This window comes from Paenibacillus sp. J31R120, from assembly GCF_056269225.1.
Genome location: NZ_JBWDNN010000003.1, coordinates 190,739 through 205,615 on the forward strand (window position 1 = coordinate 190,739; position 14,877 = coordinate 205,615).

The 14,877-nt window shown below is 51.8% G+C and carries 17 protein-coding genes and 1 riboswitch; of the genes, 5 read left to right on the top strand and 12 right to left on the bottom strand.

What is annotated here, in order from left to right:
- The first annotated feature begins 59 nt into the window (after window positions 1-59).
- Window positions 60-1,247, top strand: coding sequence for a chloride channel protein (locus AC0YNW_RS13200; protein ID WP_475832395.1), 1,188 nt, complete (start codon window positions 60-62; stop codon window positions 1,245-1,247).
- Here AC0YNW_RS13200 and AC0YNW_RS13205 read toward each other — a convergent pair.
- Together AC0YNW_RS13205 and AC0YNW_RS13210 are read right to left on the bottom strand one after the other, a co-directional pair.
- Window positions 1,229-2,107: a radical SAM/SPASM domain-containing protein gene (locus tag AC0YNW_RS13205; RefSeq protein ID WP_475832396.1), complete on the bottom strand. Its 879-nt coding sequence runs from the start codon at window positions 2,105-2,107 to the stop codon at window positions 1,229-1,231. The genes AC0YNW_RS13200 and AC0YNW_RS13205 overlap by 19 nt on opposite strands.
- 40 nt (window positions 2,108-2,147) lie before the next feature.
- Window positions 2,148-2,603 (bottom strand): thiol-disulfide oxidoreductase DCC family protein, encoded by a 456-nt coding sequence (locus AC0YNW_RS13210; RefSeq protein WP_475832397.1) that lies wholly within the window; start codon window positions 2,601-2,603, stop codon window positions 2,148-2,150.
- A gap of 108 nt (window positions 2,604-2,711) precedes the next feature.
- Window positions 2,712-2,811: riboswitch (guanidine-I (ykkC/yxkD leader) on the top strand.
- 119 nt (window positions 2,812-2,930) lie between these two features.
- On the opposite strand from AC0YNW_RS13210, the gene AC0YNW_RS13215 reads away from it, so the two are divergent.
- Window positions 2,931-3,302 carry a DMT family transporter gene (locus AC0YNW_RS13215; RefSeq protein WP_387473285.1) on the top strand — a complete coding sequence of 124 codons (372 nt, stop codon included), beginning with the start codon at window positions 2,931-2,933 and terminating at the stop codon, window positions 3,300-3,302.
- Window positions 3,299-3,613: a DMT family transporter gene (locus tag AC0YNW_RS13220; RefSeq protein ID WP_387473287.1), complete on the top strand. Its 315-nt coding sequence runs from the start codon at window positions 3,299-3,301 to the stop codon at window positions 3,611-3,613. The genes AC0YNW_RS13215 and AC0YNW_RS13220 overlap by 4 nt, the downstream gene beginning before the upstream one ends.
- Before the next feature lie 62 nt (window positions 3,614-3,675).
- On the opposite strand, the gene AC0YNW_RS13225 is transcribed toward AC0YNW_RS13220, so the two are convergent.
- The 4 genes from AC0YNW_RS13225 to AC0YNW_RS13240 form a co-directional block, all read right to left on the bottom strand.
- Window positions 3,676-3,894, bottom strand: coding sequence for a cold-inducible protein YdjO-related protein (locus tag AC0YNW_RS13225; RefSeq protein ID WP_475832398.1), 219 nt, complete (start codon window positions 3,892-3,894; stop codon window positions 3,676-3,678).
- A gap of 66 nt (window positions 3,895-3,960) precedes the next feature.
- Window positions 3,961-5,049, bottom strand: a complete 1,089-nt coding sequence (locus AC0YNW_RS13230) for a lactonase family protein (protein ID WP_475832399.1) — start codon at window positions 5,047-5,049, stop codon at window positions 3,961-3,963.
- Between the two features lie 66 nt (window positions 5,050-5,115).
- Window positions 5,116-5,838: a DsbA family oxidoreductase gene (locus tag AC0YNW_RS13235; RefSeq protein ID WP_475832400.1), complete on the bottom strand. Its 723-nt coding sequence runs from the start codon at window positions 5,836-5,838 to the stop codon at window positions 5,116-5,118.
- Window positions 5,839-5,950: 112 nt separating this feature from the next.
- Window positions 5,951-6,607, bottom strand: coding sequence for a cell wall hydrolase (locus tag AC0YNW_RS13240; protein ID WP_475832401.1), 657 nt, complete (start codon window positions 6,605-6,607; stop codon window positions 5,951-5,953).
- 318 nt (window positions 6,608-6,925) lie between these two features.
- Between AC0YNW_RS13240 and xerS the strand changes: the two genes are divergently transcribed.
- Window positions 6,926-8,023, top strand: coding sequence for a tyrosine recombinase XerS (gene xerS / locus AC0YNW_RS13245; protein ID WP_475832402.1), 1,098 nt, complete (start codon window positions 6,926-6,928; stop codon window positions 8,021-8,023).
- Window positions 8,024-8,081: 58 nt separating this feature from the next.
- Here xerS and AC0YNW_RS13250 read toward each other — a convergent pair whose 3' ends face one another.
- Window positions 8,082-8,603, bottom strand: a complete 522-nt coding sequence (locus tag AC0YNW_RS13250; RefSeq protein WP_475832403.1) for an ADP-heptose synthase — start codon at window positions 8,601-8,603, stop codon at window positions 8,082-8,084.
- Between the two features lie 170 nt (window positions 8,604-8,773).
- On the opposite strand from AC0YNW_RS13250, the gene AC0YNW_RS13255 reads away from it, so the two are divergent.
- On the top strand, window positions 8,774-9,760 hold the full coding sequence (locus AC0YNW_RS13255) for a YpdA family putative bacillithiol disulfide reductase (protein ID WP_475832404.1): 987 nt from the start codon (window positions 8,774-8,776) through the stop codon (window positions 9,758-9,760).
- A gap of 13 nt (window positions 9,761-9,773) precedes the next feature.
- On the opposite strand, the gene AC0YNW_RS13260 is transcribed toward AC0YNW_RS13255, so the two are convergent.
- The 5 genes from AC0YNW_RS13260 to AC0YNW_RS13280 are packed head-to-tail and all read right to left on the bottom strand — an operon-like array spanning window position 9,774 to window position 14,848.
- On the bottom strand, window positions 9,774-11,111 hold the full coding sequence (locus AC0YNW_RS13260; protein WP_475832405.1) for a DUF4129 domain-containing protein: 1,338 nt from the start codon (window positions 11,109-11,111) through the stop codon (window positions 9,774-9,776).
- Complete coding sequence (locus AC0YNW_RS13265; RefSeq protein WP_475832406.1) at window positions 11,108-12,235, bottom strand: DUF58 domain-containing protein; 1,128 nt, start codon at window positions 12,233-12,235, stop codon at window positions 11,108-11,110. The genes AC0YNW_RS13260 and AC0YNW_RS13265 overlap by 4 nt, the downstream gene beginning before the upstream one ends.
- Before the next feature lie 7 nt (window positions 12,236-12,242).
- Window positions 12,243-13,202 carry an AAA family ATPase gene (locus AC0YNW_RS13270; protein WP_475832407.1) on the bottom strand — a complete coding sequence of 320 codons (960 nt, stop codon included), beginning with the start codon at window positions 13,200-13,202 and terminating at the stop codon, window positions 12,243-12,245.
- A gap of 30 nt (window positions 13,203-13,232) precedes the next feature.
- Entirely contained in the window at window positions 13,233-14,141 is a 909-nt protein-coding gene (locus AC0YNW_RS13275) for a polysaccharide deacetylase family protein (RefSeq protein ID WP_475832408.1), read from the bottom strand.
- Between the two features lie 35 nt (window positions 14,142-14,176).
- Window positions 14,177-14,848: an MOSC domain-containing protein gene (locus AC0YNW_RS13280; protein WP_475832409.1), complete on the bottom strand. Its 672-nt coding sequence runs from the start codon at window positions 14,846-14,848 to the stop codon at window positions 14,177-14,179.
- Window positions 14,849-14,877: the final 29 nt, after the last annotated feature.

Consider the following 14,877-nt stretch of genomic DNA (forward strand, 5'->3'; position numbering starts at 1 on the left):
GATTAGACCGAAGCCTGCTATTTTGGGCAATCGACTATTTACGGAGGAGCTGCAACCTGATGAAATGGCTGAAATGGATTCTTCTCCCCTTAGGAATCGGTGTTGCTGCCGGTTCCGCCTCCGCCATGTTTCTCGCTAGTCTTGATAGCGTTATTGCCATGCAGTTACGTTCTGCCTGGCTCTTATGGCTGCTGCCTATAGGCGGCGCCGCAGTGAGCCTTATCTATATGAAATATGGCAAAGATGCCATACGCGGCAATAACCTTGTGCTGGAGCAAGTACATAGCGGGAATGGCCATATTCCGTTGCGGATGGCACCCCTCGTCTTGTTCGGAACGCTGTTCACGCATCTCTTCGGCGGCTCGGCGGGACGCGAAGGAACCGCCGTTCAGATGAGCGGCAGCCTCTCCTCGGCCATCGGAGGATGGCTCGGTCTTGATGAGCGCGAACGCAGAATGGCGGTATTATGCGGGATCGGAGCCGGCTTCGGCTCCGTATTCGGCACGCCAATCGCTGGGGCCGTCTTCGGCTTGGAAGCCAGCAGCCGAGGCGCTATGCGCTATCATGCTCTTCTGCCGTGCCTCATCGCCAGCTTCACCGGTCACTATGTAACGCTGGCCTGGGGCATCAAGCATACGCATTATGCTATTGGCGAGCTTCCGACCCTCCACTGGCTCGTAATGGTGAAGGTTGCCGCCGCTGCACTTGCCTTCGGCCTCGCTACTTGGTTGTTCATCCGTCTTACCGCCACACTGAAGAAGCTGTTCGCGCGAGGATTCAAGCATCCGGCGCTGCGCAGCTTTGTTGGCGGAGTCATTATTATTGCACTTGTATATGGCATCGGCAGCCGTGATTATCTGGGACTTGGCCTCCCGTTGATGGCAGACGCATTCGATGGCGAAGCCTCCCCGTTTGCCTTTATGTGGAAGATTCTGTTCACTTCTGTCACATTAGGTTCCGGGTTCATGGGCGGAGAAGTGACGCCGCTATTCGTCATCGGCTCCGCGCTTGGGAACACGCTCTCGCCTTACTTGGCCTTGCCGGCATCATTCCTTGCCGCTTTAGGTCTAGCCTCGGTATTCGGTGCCGCATCCAAAACGCCTGTCGCTTGCACCATTCTTGGCCTGGAGCTATTCGGCATACACGGTGCGCTATATTTGCTGATCGCTTGCTTTATTAGCACTGCTGTCTCAGGACGTATGGGAATCTACGAGTCCCATATCCGTACCTATGTCCCAAAGCGTTGACGATAGCCGCACTTGCGGCATAGCTCTTCGACGGCTTCCCTGCGCGAGAAGCCGTCGTACAGATTGGTGGCACGCTCTCCATCCATGATCTCAGCAAAAGGCTTTTCGTGAATATTGCCGAGATTAATAACACCCTCCCCGTCCAGACAGCATGGGATGACTGTGCCGTCAATCAAGACACCGGCTTGATTGCGCAGGGCATAGCAGAAGCCTTTCCCGTCATCCTCCGGTTCCTTCAGATCAGGCCACTTGAATTCGGGGTCCTGATTCAAATAGATGCGGTTCGCAATTTTCACGCCTGTTCCAGGCTTAAATCGTTCTTCAATGTAATAGTCCAGCGAATAAGCCTCCTCGATCATGCCAAGAAGCTCCCTGTTTTTCTCCCGCTGCTTGTTCACGTCATTGTCCATGTCCAAATTCCACAGCCGGTACGAGATAATGACATCGCTCGTCTCCTGCGCTTCCTTCACAAAGGCCAAAATATCCGCCAGATAACCCACTTTGTCCTGCGAGCCGGGATGCCCGTCGAAGCTATGCAGCGAGAAATTGATTTGCCGCAGGGCAGGCTTGCCCAGCAGCTTCGCTTTATTTTTCGCAATGAGCGTTCCGTTCGTCGTGATGTTGACCTTGAACCCTTTCTCATGCGCGATATCCAGCAGCTGATCGATCTTCGGATGCAGCAGCGGCTCACCCTTCACATGGAAATAGATATAGTCGGTATAAGGCTTCACCTGATCCAGCGTTCGACTGTAGTCCTCAACGGACAAGAAGCCTTTGGCTCTTTGCGTCGGCGGACAGAAGGTGCAGGACAGATTGCATATGCTGGTCGTCTCTATATAAAACTTTTTAAACTTTTTCATCCGGTTTCTCTCCAATGGTCGCATTCAAAAAAGCAGATTATTACGATGCCGATACTGAAGCAATGCCATCCTTCACGAATCGGGACATCACTTCAGGGGTAGGCATCAGACAAGACGGAGCGGCGCCGCCGAAGCGATGGCGATTCTTCGCTATCCATCGATATACGGCATCGCGCAGCGGTGCAGGAACAGCTATGAACGCATATAGCATGCTTCGCCAGCCTCCCAGACCTCTTAACACTCTTAACGCGGCGCCAGAATTCATATAAAAACGTCCGTTGTCATACAGAACGAAGGAATTCCAATTCTCGGTATCCAATCCGCCTTGCCGCAGCAAGCGCTGGCCAGCGACGGATTGCAGCGTCGCGAAGGAAAACGCACGCTTCTTGTCATGTCCAATCAAATATCGGGTAATATGCTGGCACAGATGGCATTCCCCGTCAATCAAGACGATGGCTCCGACACTAGCCTCACTGTTGTTCTGCAGCAATTCCAAGCCACATCTCCCCTTTCAATTCGATTACCTTCATCCTATCATATTCCTCGAAAAGTTGCACTTGACCCCTGCCCTGGAGTGTACTATAATCAAACGAAACTTCATGAAACAATAGTCTTCTAGGGTTCCGCGGCATAAGCCGGTCTGGTCCGAGGGAAGACACGCGGCTGCAGCCGCGGCAACACGGAGGGATAAAAGCCCGGGAGATCATCGACCAGATGCTTCCAGGGCTTTTTTTTGTGCCTATTTCAGTCATCTGCTGCCCTGTTGGTCCGATGAATGAAGTTTTAGGCAAGATCAAAAACTATAGAAAAGGAGTGACGAACTATGAAATCAAGTCAAAACAAGTATTGGCTGCTCGTCATTGTGGCAGCTTGCTTTGAGGTGATGTGGGTCATGGGCCTCAAGCATGCGGAAGACTTCCTGTCTTGGGCCGGCACGGTCGTCGCGATCATCGTCAGCTTCCTGCTGCTGATCTATACCGCGAAGAAGCTGCCAACCAGCACGGCATATGCCGTCTTCGTCGGTCTCGGAACAGTCGGTACTGTTCTTGTCGAGATGGCGGTATTCGGCGAGCCGTTCCGATGGAGCAAGATCGGTCTGATCGCAGTGCTGCTCGTGGGAATTCTCGGTCTGAAAATGGTCACGCACGGCGGAGATGAAGAGCATTCTTCCAAGAAAGAAGGTGAGCCGGCATGAGCTGGTTTCTCGTTATTATGGCAGGATTGTTCGAAGTTGTTGGCGTAGCCGGCATCGCCCAATACAACAAAAAGGCCTCACTGCCTAATGCTCTCATGCTGGGGGGCGGCTTCCTGATCAGCTTCATTCTTCTATCCCTTGGCATGAAAGATATGCCCATGGGTACCGCATACGCGGTATGGACAGGGATCGGCACAGTCGGCAGCGCGTTAGTCGGCATCTTGTTCTTCCGCGAATCCAAAAGTTTTATGCGTATCTTTTTCATCGTACTTGTACTTGGCGCTGTCATTGGCCTCAAACTTATCGGATAATGAATCATACTAATAATCGCCCATGCTCCGTAACGGAACATGGGCGATTGTATGATCAGCAGTTAAAAATCAGATTTCGGCTTGCGAGGCTGCGACTTTGCTTTGTTCTGAACAGGCGGGAGATGTCTCATGCTCCGGTGCATCGGACCGCTGCAAATTGGACATTTCTGCTCGGATGCGGCGAACTCATCCCTTACCCATGCTTTACATTCCGCGTTTCTGCATTTCCAAATCTTCGTAGGCTTAAGATTTTCTTTCGTGTCTGTGCTGGTTGTCAACAATAACGATCCCTTTCATATATCCAATTGCAATCGGATTTCTCTTTTTTTATTTAAGTCATTCATTGTTTATACATTAAAGTATGCCGGAATAACACAGACTGGCTTCGTTGCTTCTGCTTCATAGCCTGTAGCCTGCAACGTCCCCTTCTCCGGATCCACGCGGAACGAGACGATATTGTTCGCATCACGATTGGCAGCAAGCAGATATTGGCCATTCGGTGTGAGTGCGAAATGCCTTGGATGTCCGCCGCCCGACGAAATATGCTGGATGAGGCTTAAGCCGCCGTTCTCTGGATTCACAGCAAATACAACGATACTGTCATGTCCCCGGTTAGAGCCGTACAGATAGCGCCCGTCCTTGGAGATGGCAATCTCGGCTGTGCCGTTCTCACCGTTATAATCGGCCGGAAGTGTGCTAACCGTTCCCAGCACCTCAAGCTTGCCTTCCGCTGCATCATATGCCAGCGAGGTAACCGTGGAATCCAGTTCATTAATGACAAAAGCAAACTTGCCGTTCGGATGGAACGTCAAGTGACGTGGTCCCGCTCCGGCGTGGAGCTTCACCGTGTCGTGGGGTACGAGCTTGCTTGCCTCCGCATCAAGGCGATAGACTGCGATAAGATCCAGTCCCAGATCTTGTACGAGCAGGAAGCGGCCGTCCGGACTGTAGAAGCTGGAATGCGGATGGGGCCTGTCCTGCCGCTCGGGATCAACGCTGCTCCCCTCATGCTGGCGAACATCGGCAACTTCGCCGATCGTGCCGGCTTCCTCGATGTGCAGCAGCCCGGTCATCCCGCCGTGATAGCTGGTCACCGACAAAAACCGGTTGCCTTGATCACGCTGAATATGACAAGTCGTGCCTGCCACCGTCAGTCGACGGCTAAGCAGCTCAAGTTTTCCTTCTTTTTCGTCAATGCGGAATGACGCCGCTTCTCCCGCTTTTTGGCCTTCAGCATTTACGCCTTCCGATATCGAATAAAGCCGTTTCCGCTCGGGATCGACATGGACGAACGTCGGATTTTTCAAGCCGGCATAGGAGCCGGTCTCCGTTAATTGCCCGCTCGACTCATCAAGTCGGAATACGCGCAGTCCTTGATCGGATTCTTCGGCGTACGAGCCGGAGAAGACAAGCAATTGACGTTGTACAGCAGCCACAACCTATTCCTCCCCAAGAAATCAGATAGTTAGTATGGACGGCAACTGGCCTGTCCATTCGCCTAATCAGGCTTTATTGTCCATGCCGGGAGCGCAATACCCGTCGGTGCAAGCAGCACCCTCCTGGTCGTCGCCTACTTGCACAAGTGTCGGATACTTCGCCTCCCATGCTTTATTCAGCGTATCCAGAAATACGGCCGGAGATTGTGCGCCAGACACGGCGTACTTCCGGTCGACAACGAAAAACGGCACACCCCGAATGCCCAAGCGGCTGCCTTCTTCCTCTTGCCCGCGGACGACATCCGCGAATTGTTCTGATTCCAGCACTTCTCTTGCACCTGCTTCATCAAGCCCAGCCTCGACTGCAAGCTCTACCAGACGGATCTTGTCTGAAATATCTTCATTATCGGTAAAGTAGGCACGGAACAAGCGCTCAGCCGTCTGCGCCCCGCGGCCTTCTGACTCGCCATACTGAGCCAGACGATGCGCGTCGAATGTATTCAGCGCGAGAGCGCCGTCAAATCTGAACTCTAGCCCTACTGCAGCAGCCTGCTGCACCAGATTGTCGCTGGATGCTTTCGCTTGCTCCATCGTCATGCCGTACTTTTTGGACAGCATCTCATACGTATTCATTCTCGCGCTTGAATCCGCATTCGGATCAAGCTCGAAGCTTCTGAATTCCGTCACGACCTGTTCCTTGTGGGCAAACTGAGCGAGTGCCTCCTCGAATTTCTTCTTTCCGATATAACAGAACGGACATACAAAGTCCGACCATATTTCAACTTTCATGTACTTCCACCTCCTGAATGAATATAACCTTTATTATACCATGTTCTATGACAATGAACGAATAGCGGCAACCAAAAAAAAGCCCCGCCATTCCAATGGCGGAGCATGCTGTCTAGACTGCAAATATATGGCGTCCGATCTTGCCTGTCTGTGTCCGTGTCCAGATCCACGAGGAAGTCGCAGTGTCCGGATTAAAATAGTACAGTGCGCCATTCGTCGGATCGTAGCCGCGAACGGCGTCAAGTGCCGCCAGGTAAGCTTGCTTGTTCGGCACCATATCATATTGGCCGTCATCGACAGCGGTGAACGCTCGCGGCTGTTCAATCACGCCCTTCACCGTATTCGGGAAGCTCGAGGATGCCAGCCGGTTCATCACGACCGCGCCAACAGCCACTTGCCCGACATACGGCTCGCCTCTGGCTTCGCCATAGATGATTCTGGCCAATAGATCAAGCTCATGCTTGTTTACGGATACTTTCTTCAGCATCGCCCATGTCTGCTTTCCTGCAATGCCGTCAGCGGCAAGACCGTAATCCCTCTGGAAGCGGACAAGCGAATCTTTTGTTACTGGGCCAAAAAACGGTGTGATGTCTGTATTGAAATAACCTAATACTTTTAACCGATATTGTAAGTCCGGAACATCCGGAGCGGTGCTTCCATAAAACAACGTTTGCGGTGCGGCTGCGTGCGCAGACGGAACCGACAAGCTGGTTAATGCGGATAATCCTAAAGCGAATGCCAACGTCATGATAACAAGCTTCTTCTTCATTTAGAGACATGACCTCCTTCATTTATTTACGCTCAAGCGACTCGTTGTAGTGTAACATGAATGAGATAATCATGTAACAGAATTGAACTAATTACATGAATTTACTAATAAAATCCGCTTTATTTAATTTAAAGTTAGAATTATGAGGATAAAAATAAATCTATTACGTTTTTTCACTCGAGATAATGTTCGGATTACGAATATTTCCATTATACATACATACTCTATTGAATCCTGTATAATCATCATCGAGGATTGTCCGCAACCAAGCCCATTGGTACAATAAGCTAAAGAGCTGGATTTATGAGGAGACACGTGATGAATATTATTAAAATGAAAGACCGGCAGGAGCTGGACGCCAAGCTCCCTTCTATGCCATGGTACATCGAGCAATTCATCAACTATAAGCTGCCCGATCTCTCGCCCTCCTCGCTTGTGGAATATATGAGGGATTACGACACCTTTCTTCATTGGCTCATTAGCGAAGGACTGACGGAAGCGGCCAATCTGAAGGAAGTCCCCCTTCAGGACCTGGAGACACTGAAGATGGAGAGCATCGATGCGTACCGCATGTTCCTCTCTACGTATAAGCCGGAGCGCAACAACCGAACGACGATCTCCAGAAAGCTGTCCTCACTCCGCTCCTTGTTTCATTATTTGAGCCAAATCGCGGAGGACGACGACTTCTATCCGCTGCTGAAGCGCAATGTGATGGCGAAGGTATCCATCAAGCGTACGCACAAGCCGAAGGATACGGCGGCCAAGCTGGAAGGCAAGCTGCTGCAAGAGGAGGAAATTACGGAGTTCCTTGATTACGTTAAGCAAGGGTATGGCGTAGAGATCGCGAACAATAAACAAGCCTCCTATTCCTATGAACTGAACAAGATTAGAGATGCTTGCATGATCAGCTTTATTCTTCATTCCGGTCTTCGTGTCTCGGAGCTGGTCAATCTGAACACCGATGATATCGATCTGAAGAAGAAGTTATGTTATGTATACCGCAAGGGCAAAAACGACGACACCTTCAAAACACCCGTCTACTTCCGCAACGAAGCGGTTGAGGATTTAAACCATTATTTGTCGGTGCGGGAAACCCGTTATAAATGTCCGAGACGGGAAAAAGCGCTGTTCCTCGCCGTAGCTAACGGCAACAACGAAGGTTCACGAATGACGAAACGAGCGATTCAGGCGATGGTCATCAAATACGCCAAGCGTTTCGGCAAACCTTATCTGTCCGTCCATAAGCTTCGGCATTCCTTTGCTACGGACTATTATTTGCAGAATGATATTTACAAAACGCAAGAGCAGCTGGGGCATGCTTCACCCGAGACTACACAAATTTATGCGCATCTGACAGACAAGACGATGGCCGAGGCCATCGACCGCAGACAACAAGAAGGCAAGTCGGACGATTAGGGCGCTGCCCCGTCCAACTTGCCTTCTTCTGTATCTTCGCATATACGCATAGCCGCTGTTATACTTCCAGGTCCTCAGCAGAGATGCCTTCCTCTACTGCAAACTCGAAATCCTCGATATCATATACTTGCACAGGCACTTCAGCCTCGATCAGCTTATCTTGAAACTCGAATTGATCCGACAATAGCGGAATCCCCAGCTTCATACCGGTCAGCAGCAGCTCGGTCTCGATCGGATCGAAGATTTCGCCATACTGTGCATTGTCCATCGCATTCACCACAGTAAAATGAATATCTTCACTAAGCAAGAGCGCCGAGCTTTCCCGCCAAGGCACCTGCAGCGCCTTCTCAATCTTCTTCCGGTTCAGCGAATCCTCGAAAAACGCAATCAATTCAATGATTTTCTCCTTCACGTGACCGTCATCATCGGGATTGTCCATCACCGGGTCCGAACCGTCCCTCATATCATACAGCTCTGCAATGGAGGAATAGGGAACAACATAATCAACCGGACGACTCGGCACGAGAAGATGTCCATACGTTGCCACCATTACTGCTTCTATTACAAATCGTCGACGCATGTCACTCCCCCTGTTTTAATCAGTTTAACGTAAAGCTTCCACCATATTATACAATAAACAGATGCTCGTTCAAGATAGTTATTCGCCAAATTTGCGCACTGGCGCAGTCCGAAGTACAATGTGAATAATCATAATACGTACAAGTAACCGCTCTACAGGAGGATTCATCCATGTCTAATGATACAATTGAACATACCATTATTATCGGCGCCGGACCTTGCGGCCTCGCTGCGGCTATCGAGCTGCAGCGCGAGGGCATTAGTCCGCTCATTATTGAAAAGCGCAATATCGTCCATTCCATCTCTCAATACCCTACATACATGCATTTTTTCAGCTCGCCCGAAAATCTGGAGATCGGTGAAATCCCGTTCACAACGGCTAATGAGAAGCCATCCCGGCTGGAGGCGCTTAACTACTATCGCACCGCCGCGCAGCGCCATAACGTACGCGTTCAGCCCTTTGAGACCGTTTTGTCCATCGAGCGTACCGAAGACGGCTTCAAGCTGAGTGGCGAAGACCGTTTCGGATCGCCGCGGGAGCGTTATTGCCGCCATGTCATTATCGCAACCGGCTACTTCGACCATCCGAATCGGCTGGGTATCCCCGGCGAGGATAAGGATAAAGTAAGCCACTTTTTCCGTGAAGCCCATCCTTATGCAGGCATGGAGGTTGCCATTATCGGAGGCAGCAACTCCGCAATCGATGCTGCGCTTGAGCTTGAGCGTGTCGGCGCGAAGGTAACGGTCATCTACCGCGGAGCGCAATATTCCTCCAGCATTAAGCCTTGGGTCAGACCTACATTTGAGGGCAAAGTAACCAAAGGCTCCATCGCCATGAAATTTTCGTCCCAAGTCATAGATATTGCCGATACGTATGTTATTATTCAGCACGAAGGCGGAGAAGAGAAGCTCACCAACGATTTTGTGCTGGCTTTGACCGGCTTTCATCCTGACCGCGGCTTCCTGATGGAAAGCGGCGTAACCATTGAAGCAGAGGGTTATCCGACATTTGATGAGAATACGATGCAGACCAACGTGCCGGGCATCTATCTGGCAGGCGTCGTAGCTTCAAAGCATGAGGCCAATGAAATCTTTATCGAGTCCGGCCGCTTCCATGGACGCAAGATCGTCCAGCATATGCTTGAACAACAAAAATAACGGCGATCCGCCGTTATTTTTTGTTGCGTTTATGAGTCTGCAATTTTGTTCGGAATTGCTGTACTTGATCATCTTGGGGCTCTTTGTCTCCATAGCGGACTGCCTCGTATTGATCAATAAAGGGATGAACCCACTCCCTGTCGCTTGGCTGCTGCACGCTCCCTTGATCGGCAGCGGTCTCACGCGGGGTCAAATGCGGCTTATGCTCATAGCCTCGCTTCTCTGCATCTGCTACCCAGCTTCGGTACAAGTACCTGACTCTGTCGCGATTCGTAGATAAGGAATCCCATTCATCGCCTTTGCCCCCGCCTGAGCCGAACAAGGAACGAAGCCTGTTCTTCATCCGGTTGCGAAGGTCGGAGAAAGACATCAAGTCCTCAATTTCATCGGTAAATCCCGTTTCAGGCTCCGGCTGCGCGACTCTGCGTCCAAGCAGCTGGTTGATCATCGCCTTGATGGCATGGCCGAATTTCTTGATCACCAGCTTAATAAGGTACACTGTGCCTACAGCCATTAGAATTGTGAAGACGACAACAACTATTATATTCAAATAGTCCCAGACACGATATCCATCCGGATTAAACTTTGGCAGCATGCCCGGTGGCGGAGTTTCTTCAATTGGCGGCGGCTCCGGCTCGCCTGATCCGAATATGGCGAGCAACGCACGAAGGATGGAGCGGAGCATATCCTCTATCGCATGTCTGAGCTGCGCAATGGCCATCACCAAACCAAGCAAAGCCATAAGAGAAACAATCCAAATACGGTTCTGTCTGCGTGTAGCTCTCAACGCTTGGGATGAACGGTGATCGACCACTTCATTCGTGACATGGCGTTCATTCCTAATGACCAGCAGCAGAAATATGGAAGCAATCATGCCTGCATTCAGAATGCTTGTATACTCGCTGAGCGGCTGGATCATCCCCATCTTCAATATCTGGGTCGCAATATAAGCCATTATTCCAACTAACATATGCACAATATGGAAGCTGCCCTTCCAGCCTTGATTCAGTTGCTGGTAGCCTCTATTCACGAACACTGCGGCTAATAGCGTCATGGTCACTAGCGGTACCGGAGACATAGCCACTTCAGTGAACATGGCAACAACGACGCCATGGGCTGCCGCTGCCGCTAAGACCAGCAGCAAGCGGGTTACAAGCCTGATTCGCGTATGCAAGCTGAGCAAAGCAAGCGGCACACAGTAAGCCAGAGGCAACGTCGCCAGCCACCAGTTCAGCGTCGCGGAAGGCAATAATAATATGGTGAGGGTCAACAATACCGGAAAATAAAATAATAGCTCGATATAGCCAGTAGCGACAGCTCTCCAGAGAGGAATCCGCGATGCGTTCTTCATGCGCTGACCTCCTCTCCTGTCTTCGCCCCGGCTTGGAACGGTTCCAAGCCCTCTCTCGGAATGACCCAAACGGTCACCGAGTTGCCGCAAGCGCGCAGCTTGTCCGAAGCAAGCTCCAACGTATCGGTCCAATAAGCCGATAAGATGACGATGTCTTGGTTGGAATAACCAAGCGACGCCTCGTGCTCCAGCAGCTGGCTGAAGGAGACCGTCCGGCTAAGCTGCAGCATAGCCATAACCTCCAGCAGAAGCAGCATATGCTCATGTCCGCGATTGCTCTCGATGCGAACGCTGTCAGGGCCGGACCCGATCGGCATATTCGCTGTGAATCCGGCCGCCATGCCTTGCAAGATTGCGGCGTTTGCAACGCCTGCGGCCCATTCGATCCCCCGCTCGATCAGCGCCTCGTTCGATACCGCGCGCCACATCTTTTCATTGTCCTCTACGTTCAGCAGAATCATCATATTCCGCTCCGCCGTATAGTCGTACTGGTGTACCTGAAGCCCACCCGTTCGCGCGCTCGCTTTCCAGTTGATTTGCTTCATGGAATCGCCTGGCTGGTACTCTCGCGATCCGGACACTACGAATGGATCAGGCACTATAAAGCGCTTAACGGCATATTCGCCTTGCATGCTCCGGGAAGGCAAGAGATGAAACGGAACATCGGCAGGCCGGGGATAGACGAGCAGCTCGTCCTGTAGCTGGAATTGCGTATGCTGCCGGAAAACACCCAGCAGGTCGCTGCTTGTCATCGTTACGGAGTTAAGCCGATAGCTGCCTCTCCTAAGCGCTTTAATATAATGCGTGCGGGTCAGCCGCTTGTAGCTGCCCAGGCTGAAGAAGCTTCGATGGTTCTGATACAGGCTGCCACTGCTTACTTCGATATTTTCTCCCTGCCGGAATTGAAGCTGCGCCGGAAGCTGCGACTCCACGCGCAGCCAGGGCACAGGCAGGCTCTTGCGATTCTCCAGCTGCTCCACCAGTTCAATCTCGTCCCCTGCAAAGCAAGTGTGCTGGCGGAATTTCCGGCTGTAGCCGAGCTTGCGAAGCGAATACCGCCTGAACATACGCCCTTGGCCATAGATGGCAGCCATGCCGAACAACAGCACCCATAGAATAAACATATTCAGACTACCTGGATGCCAGGCCGATCTCGGCCGGCACTTCGATGTGACGAATGATCTCTTCCAGCACCTTTTCCGCCTGCCCTTGCGTTCGGGCGATGCCGCGCAAGGCAAGACGGTGCGCAAGCGTTGGGAACGCCATCGCCTTAATATCGTCCGGCGTCACATAATCGCGCCCCCGCAGAATGGCATGGACCTGGGAGGCCCGCAGCAGCGCCTGGCTGCCGCGAGGACTTACGCCAATGGCCACGTCCTCCCTGGTACGCGAGCGCTCCACAATTGCAAGCAGATAAGCCAGAACGTCGTCGGCGATTCCTACCGAGCGATAGGCTTGTCTTGCCGCTGCAAGCTCCTCTGCCCCGGCAATCGGCTGAAGCGTCTCCAGCGGATCATGCTCCTTGAAGCGCTTCAGCAGCCGCAGACCTTCCTCCGTAGTCGGGTAGCCCATCTTCACCTTGAATAGGAATCGATCGAGCTGAGCTTCCGGCAGCGCGAATGTCCCTTGATGCTCGATCGGATTTTGCGTCGCAATAACCATAAAGGGAAGGTTCAACTGCATCGTCTCCCCGTCAATGCTCACTTGACGCTCTTCCATACATTCCAGCAGACTGGACTGCGTTCTTGGCGTGGCCCGGTTAATCTCATCCGCCAGCAGCAGGTTGGTGAACAACGGTCCCGGACGGAATTGAAATTCTCCATGCTTTTGATTAAAGTAATGAATACCGCTTAAGTCCGAAGGAAGCAGATCTGGTGTGAATTGTACACGCTTGAAGGTAAGCGACAGCGACTTCGCGAACGACTTGGCGAGCACCGTCTTTCCTGTTCCAGGCACATCCTCCAGCAGCACATGACCGGATGTCAGCAGGCCAATGAACAGCAGCTCGACGACTTCTTCCTTGCCGATTATCACTTCGCTGACATTCCGCTTGATGTCCTCTGCTAATTGTTTAACCGCTTGCAAAGACATAGATTCAACTCCTTATGTAGTGGGGTTAGATTATGCACGGCTTCTCTGCAGCTGCTGAAGATCACTCCAGCGTACTAACTTGATCCCCTGCTCCTCAATCGTCTTACGCACTTCCGCATCGCGGAAGATTTCGAACTCCATGCCTCGCTTTACCGGTTCACGGTGGAAGGCGTTCAGCTCATCCGTCACTTGAGAGGGATGAATAATCAATTCCGATACGCCCGGCTTTAAGTTGGCCAGCAATTGCTTCATATCGGCTTTGAACGAATCAAAGCTCTCTCCCTCCTGAAACGGGAATGGCAAGCCTAGCAAATAATCCAGAATGACGACGCCTTTGGCATCCGCAAGCGCCGCTACTGCACGCGCCTGCTCCTCCATCTCCGCCGGTGCGACACCGCTCTCCACCTGCACGTACCTCGGCAGCCGGAACGGCAATCCGTAAGCTGCGCACACGTCCAGCACCTCAACCATAAAGTGCTTTCCAGTCTGCAGCCCGTACAAGCTGCCCATGTGATTATCTGCATGCGTAGGCTTCATGCCAAGCTTGATCGCTTTCTCGATTTGATTCACGAGCTCACGCTTCACATGCTCCGATTCCGCTTGCAGTTCAAAGCTGCGAACATCCGGATGAAAGTAACCCTCCGATGTGGTCAACGAAGAGACATCACCGTTATCCGTAACAGGTCCCCAGCCGTAAGCCTCCCATTCGCTTGTAAAGGTCAGATGCACACCAACATCATACTGAGGATGAGCGGCGCTCCAATGCGCAGCCTCCCTTGCCCACCCGCAAGGCATCATAATGGTGGCAGAACTGATCGCGCCCTCTGTCAGCAGCTGTTGTGCAGCTGTATTGACCGAATGGCATAATCCATAATCATCAGCGTTAATAAGAAGAAGCCGATCATCTGATTGGTATCCTAGCGCCTGCGCCAAGCTCATCTTCATTCCTCCATCTGATTATTTAATGGCATCAATCATTCATGTCGTTCTGACAGCTTGCTCAATCTCGCCGTCAATTGATCGCGCCAGCTCGCTGCCAATTCCTGTACTTCAAGCAGTAACTCAATCGCTTTTGAATTGGATTTCTCCTTATACATCACATGATTGGCTGCTGCAATTGAGAATTTCGCCTTATGGCGCTCCCGAATGACGACAGAATCTCCCGCCTTCACCATGCCTTCCTGCAGCACTCGGAAGTAGAAGCCCGTATAACCCGTCTGCTGCGCGAGTGCAGGCAGCTCAGGCAGCTCATTGCGTAAGCCGAGCTTGAAACATGGCTGTCTTGGCTGGCTCACCTGGAGCGCCACATCGCCAACCTCCACAATATCGCCGATATAAAGCTGATCCTCTGTCCAGTCCGTGAGCGAGAAATTTTCTCCGAATGCACCATTGTGGAAGGCTCGTCCAAATCGCTCTGACCAATACGGATACCTGTTCATAAAATAGGCGCAGATGGCCTTGTCAGGCCCACCGTGATGAACGGTATCTCCCTGTCCGTCTCCCTCAATACCGAGAGCATGAACCTTCATCGCTTCTTGCGTAGCTGATTTGAATATCCCGCTGAGCACCTGCTTTGCTCCATACTGCAGCAGCCGGGGCTGACCTACTTGCACTGAAGCGAGAGTCGCCGTAACGCCTGCGTCCATGCCTGCCCCTTCTTTCTATTAATCTCGTT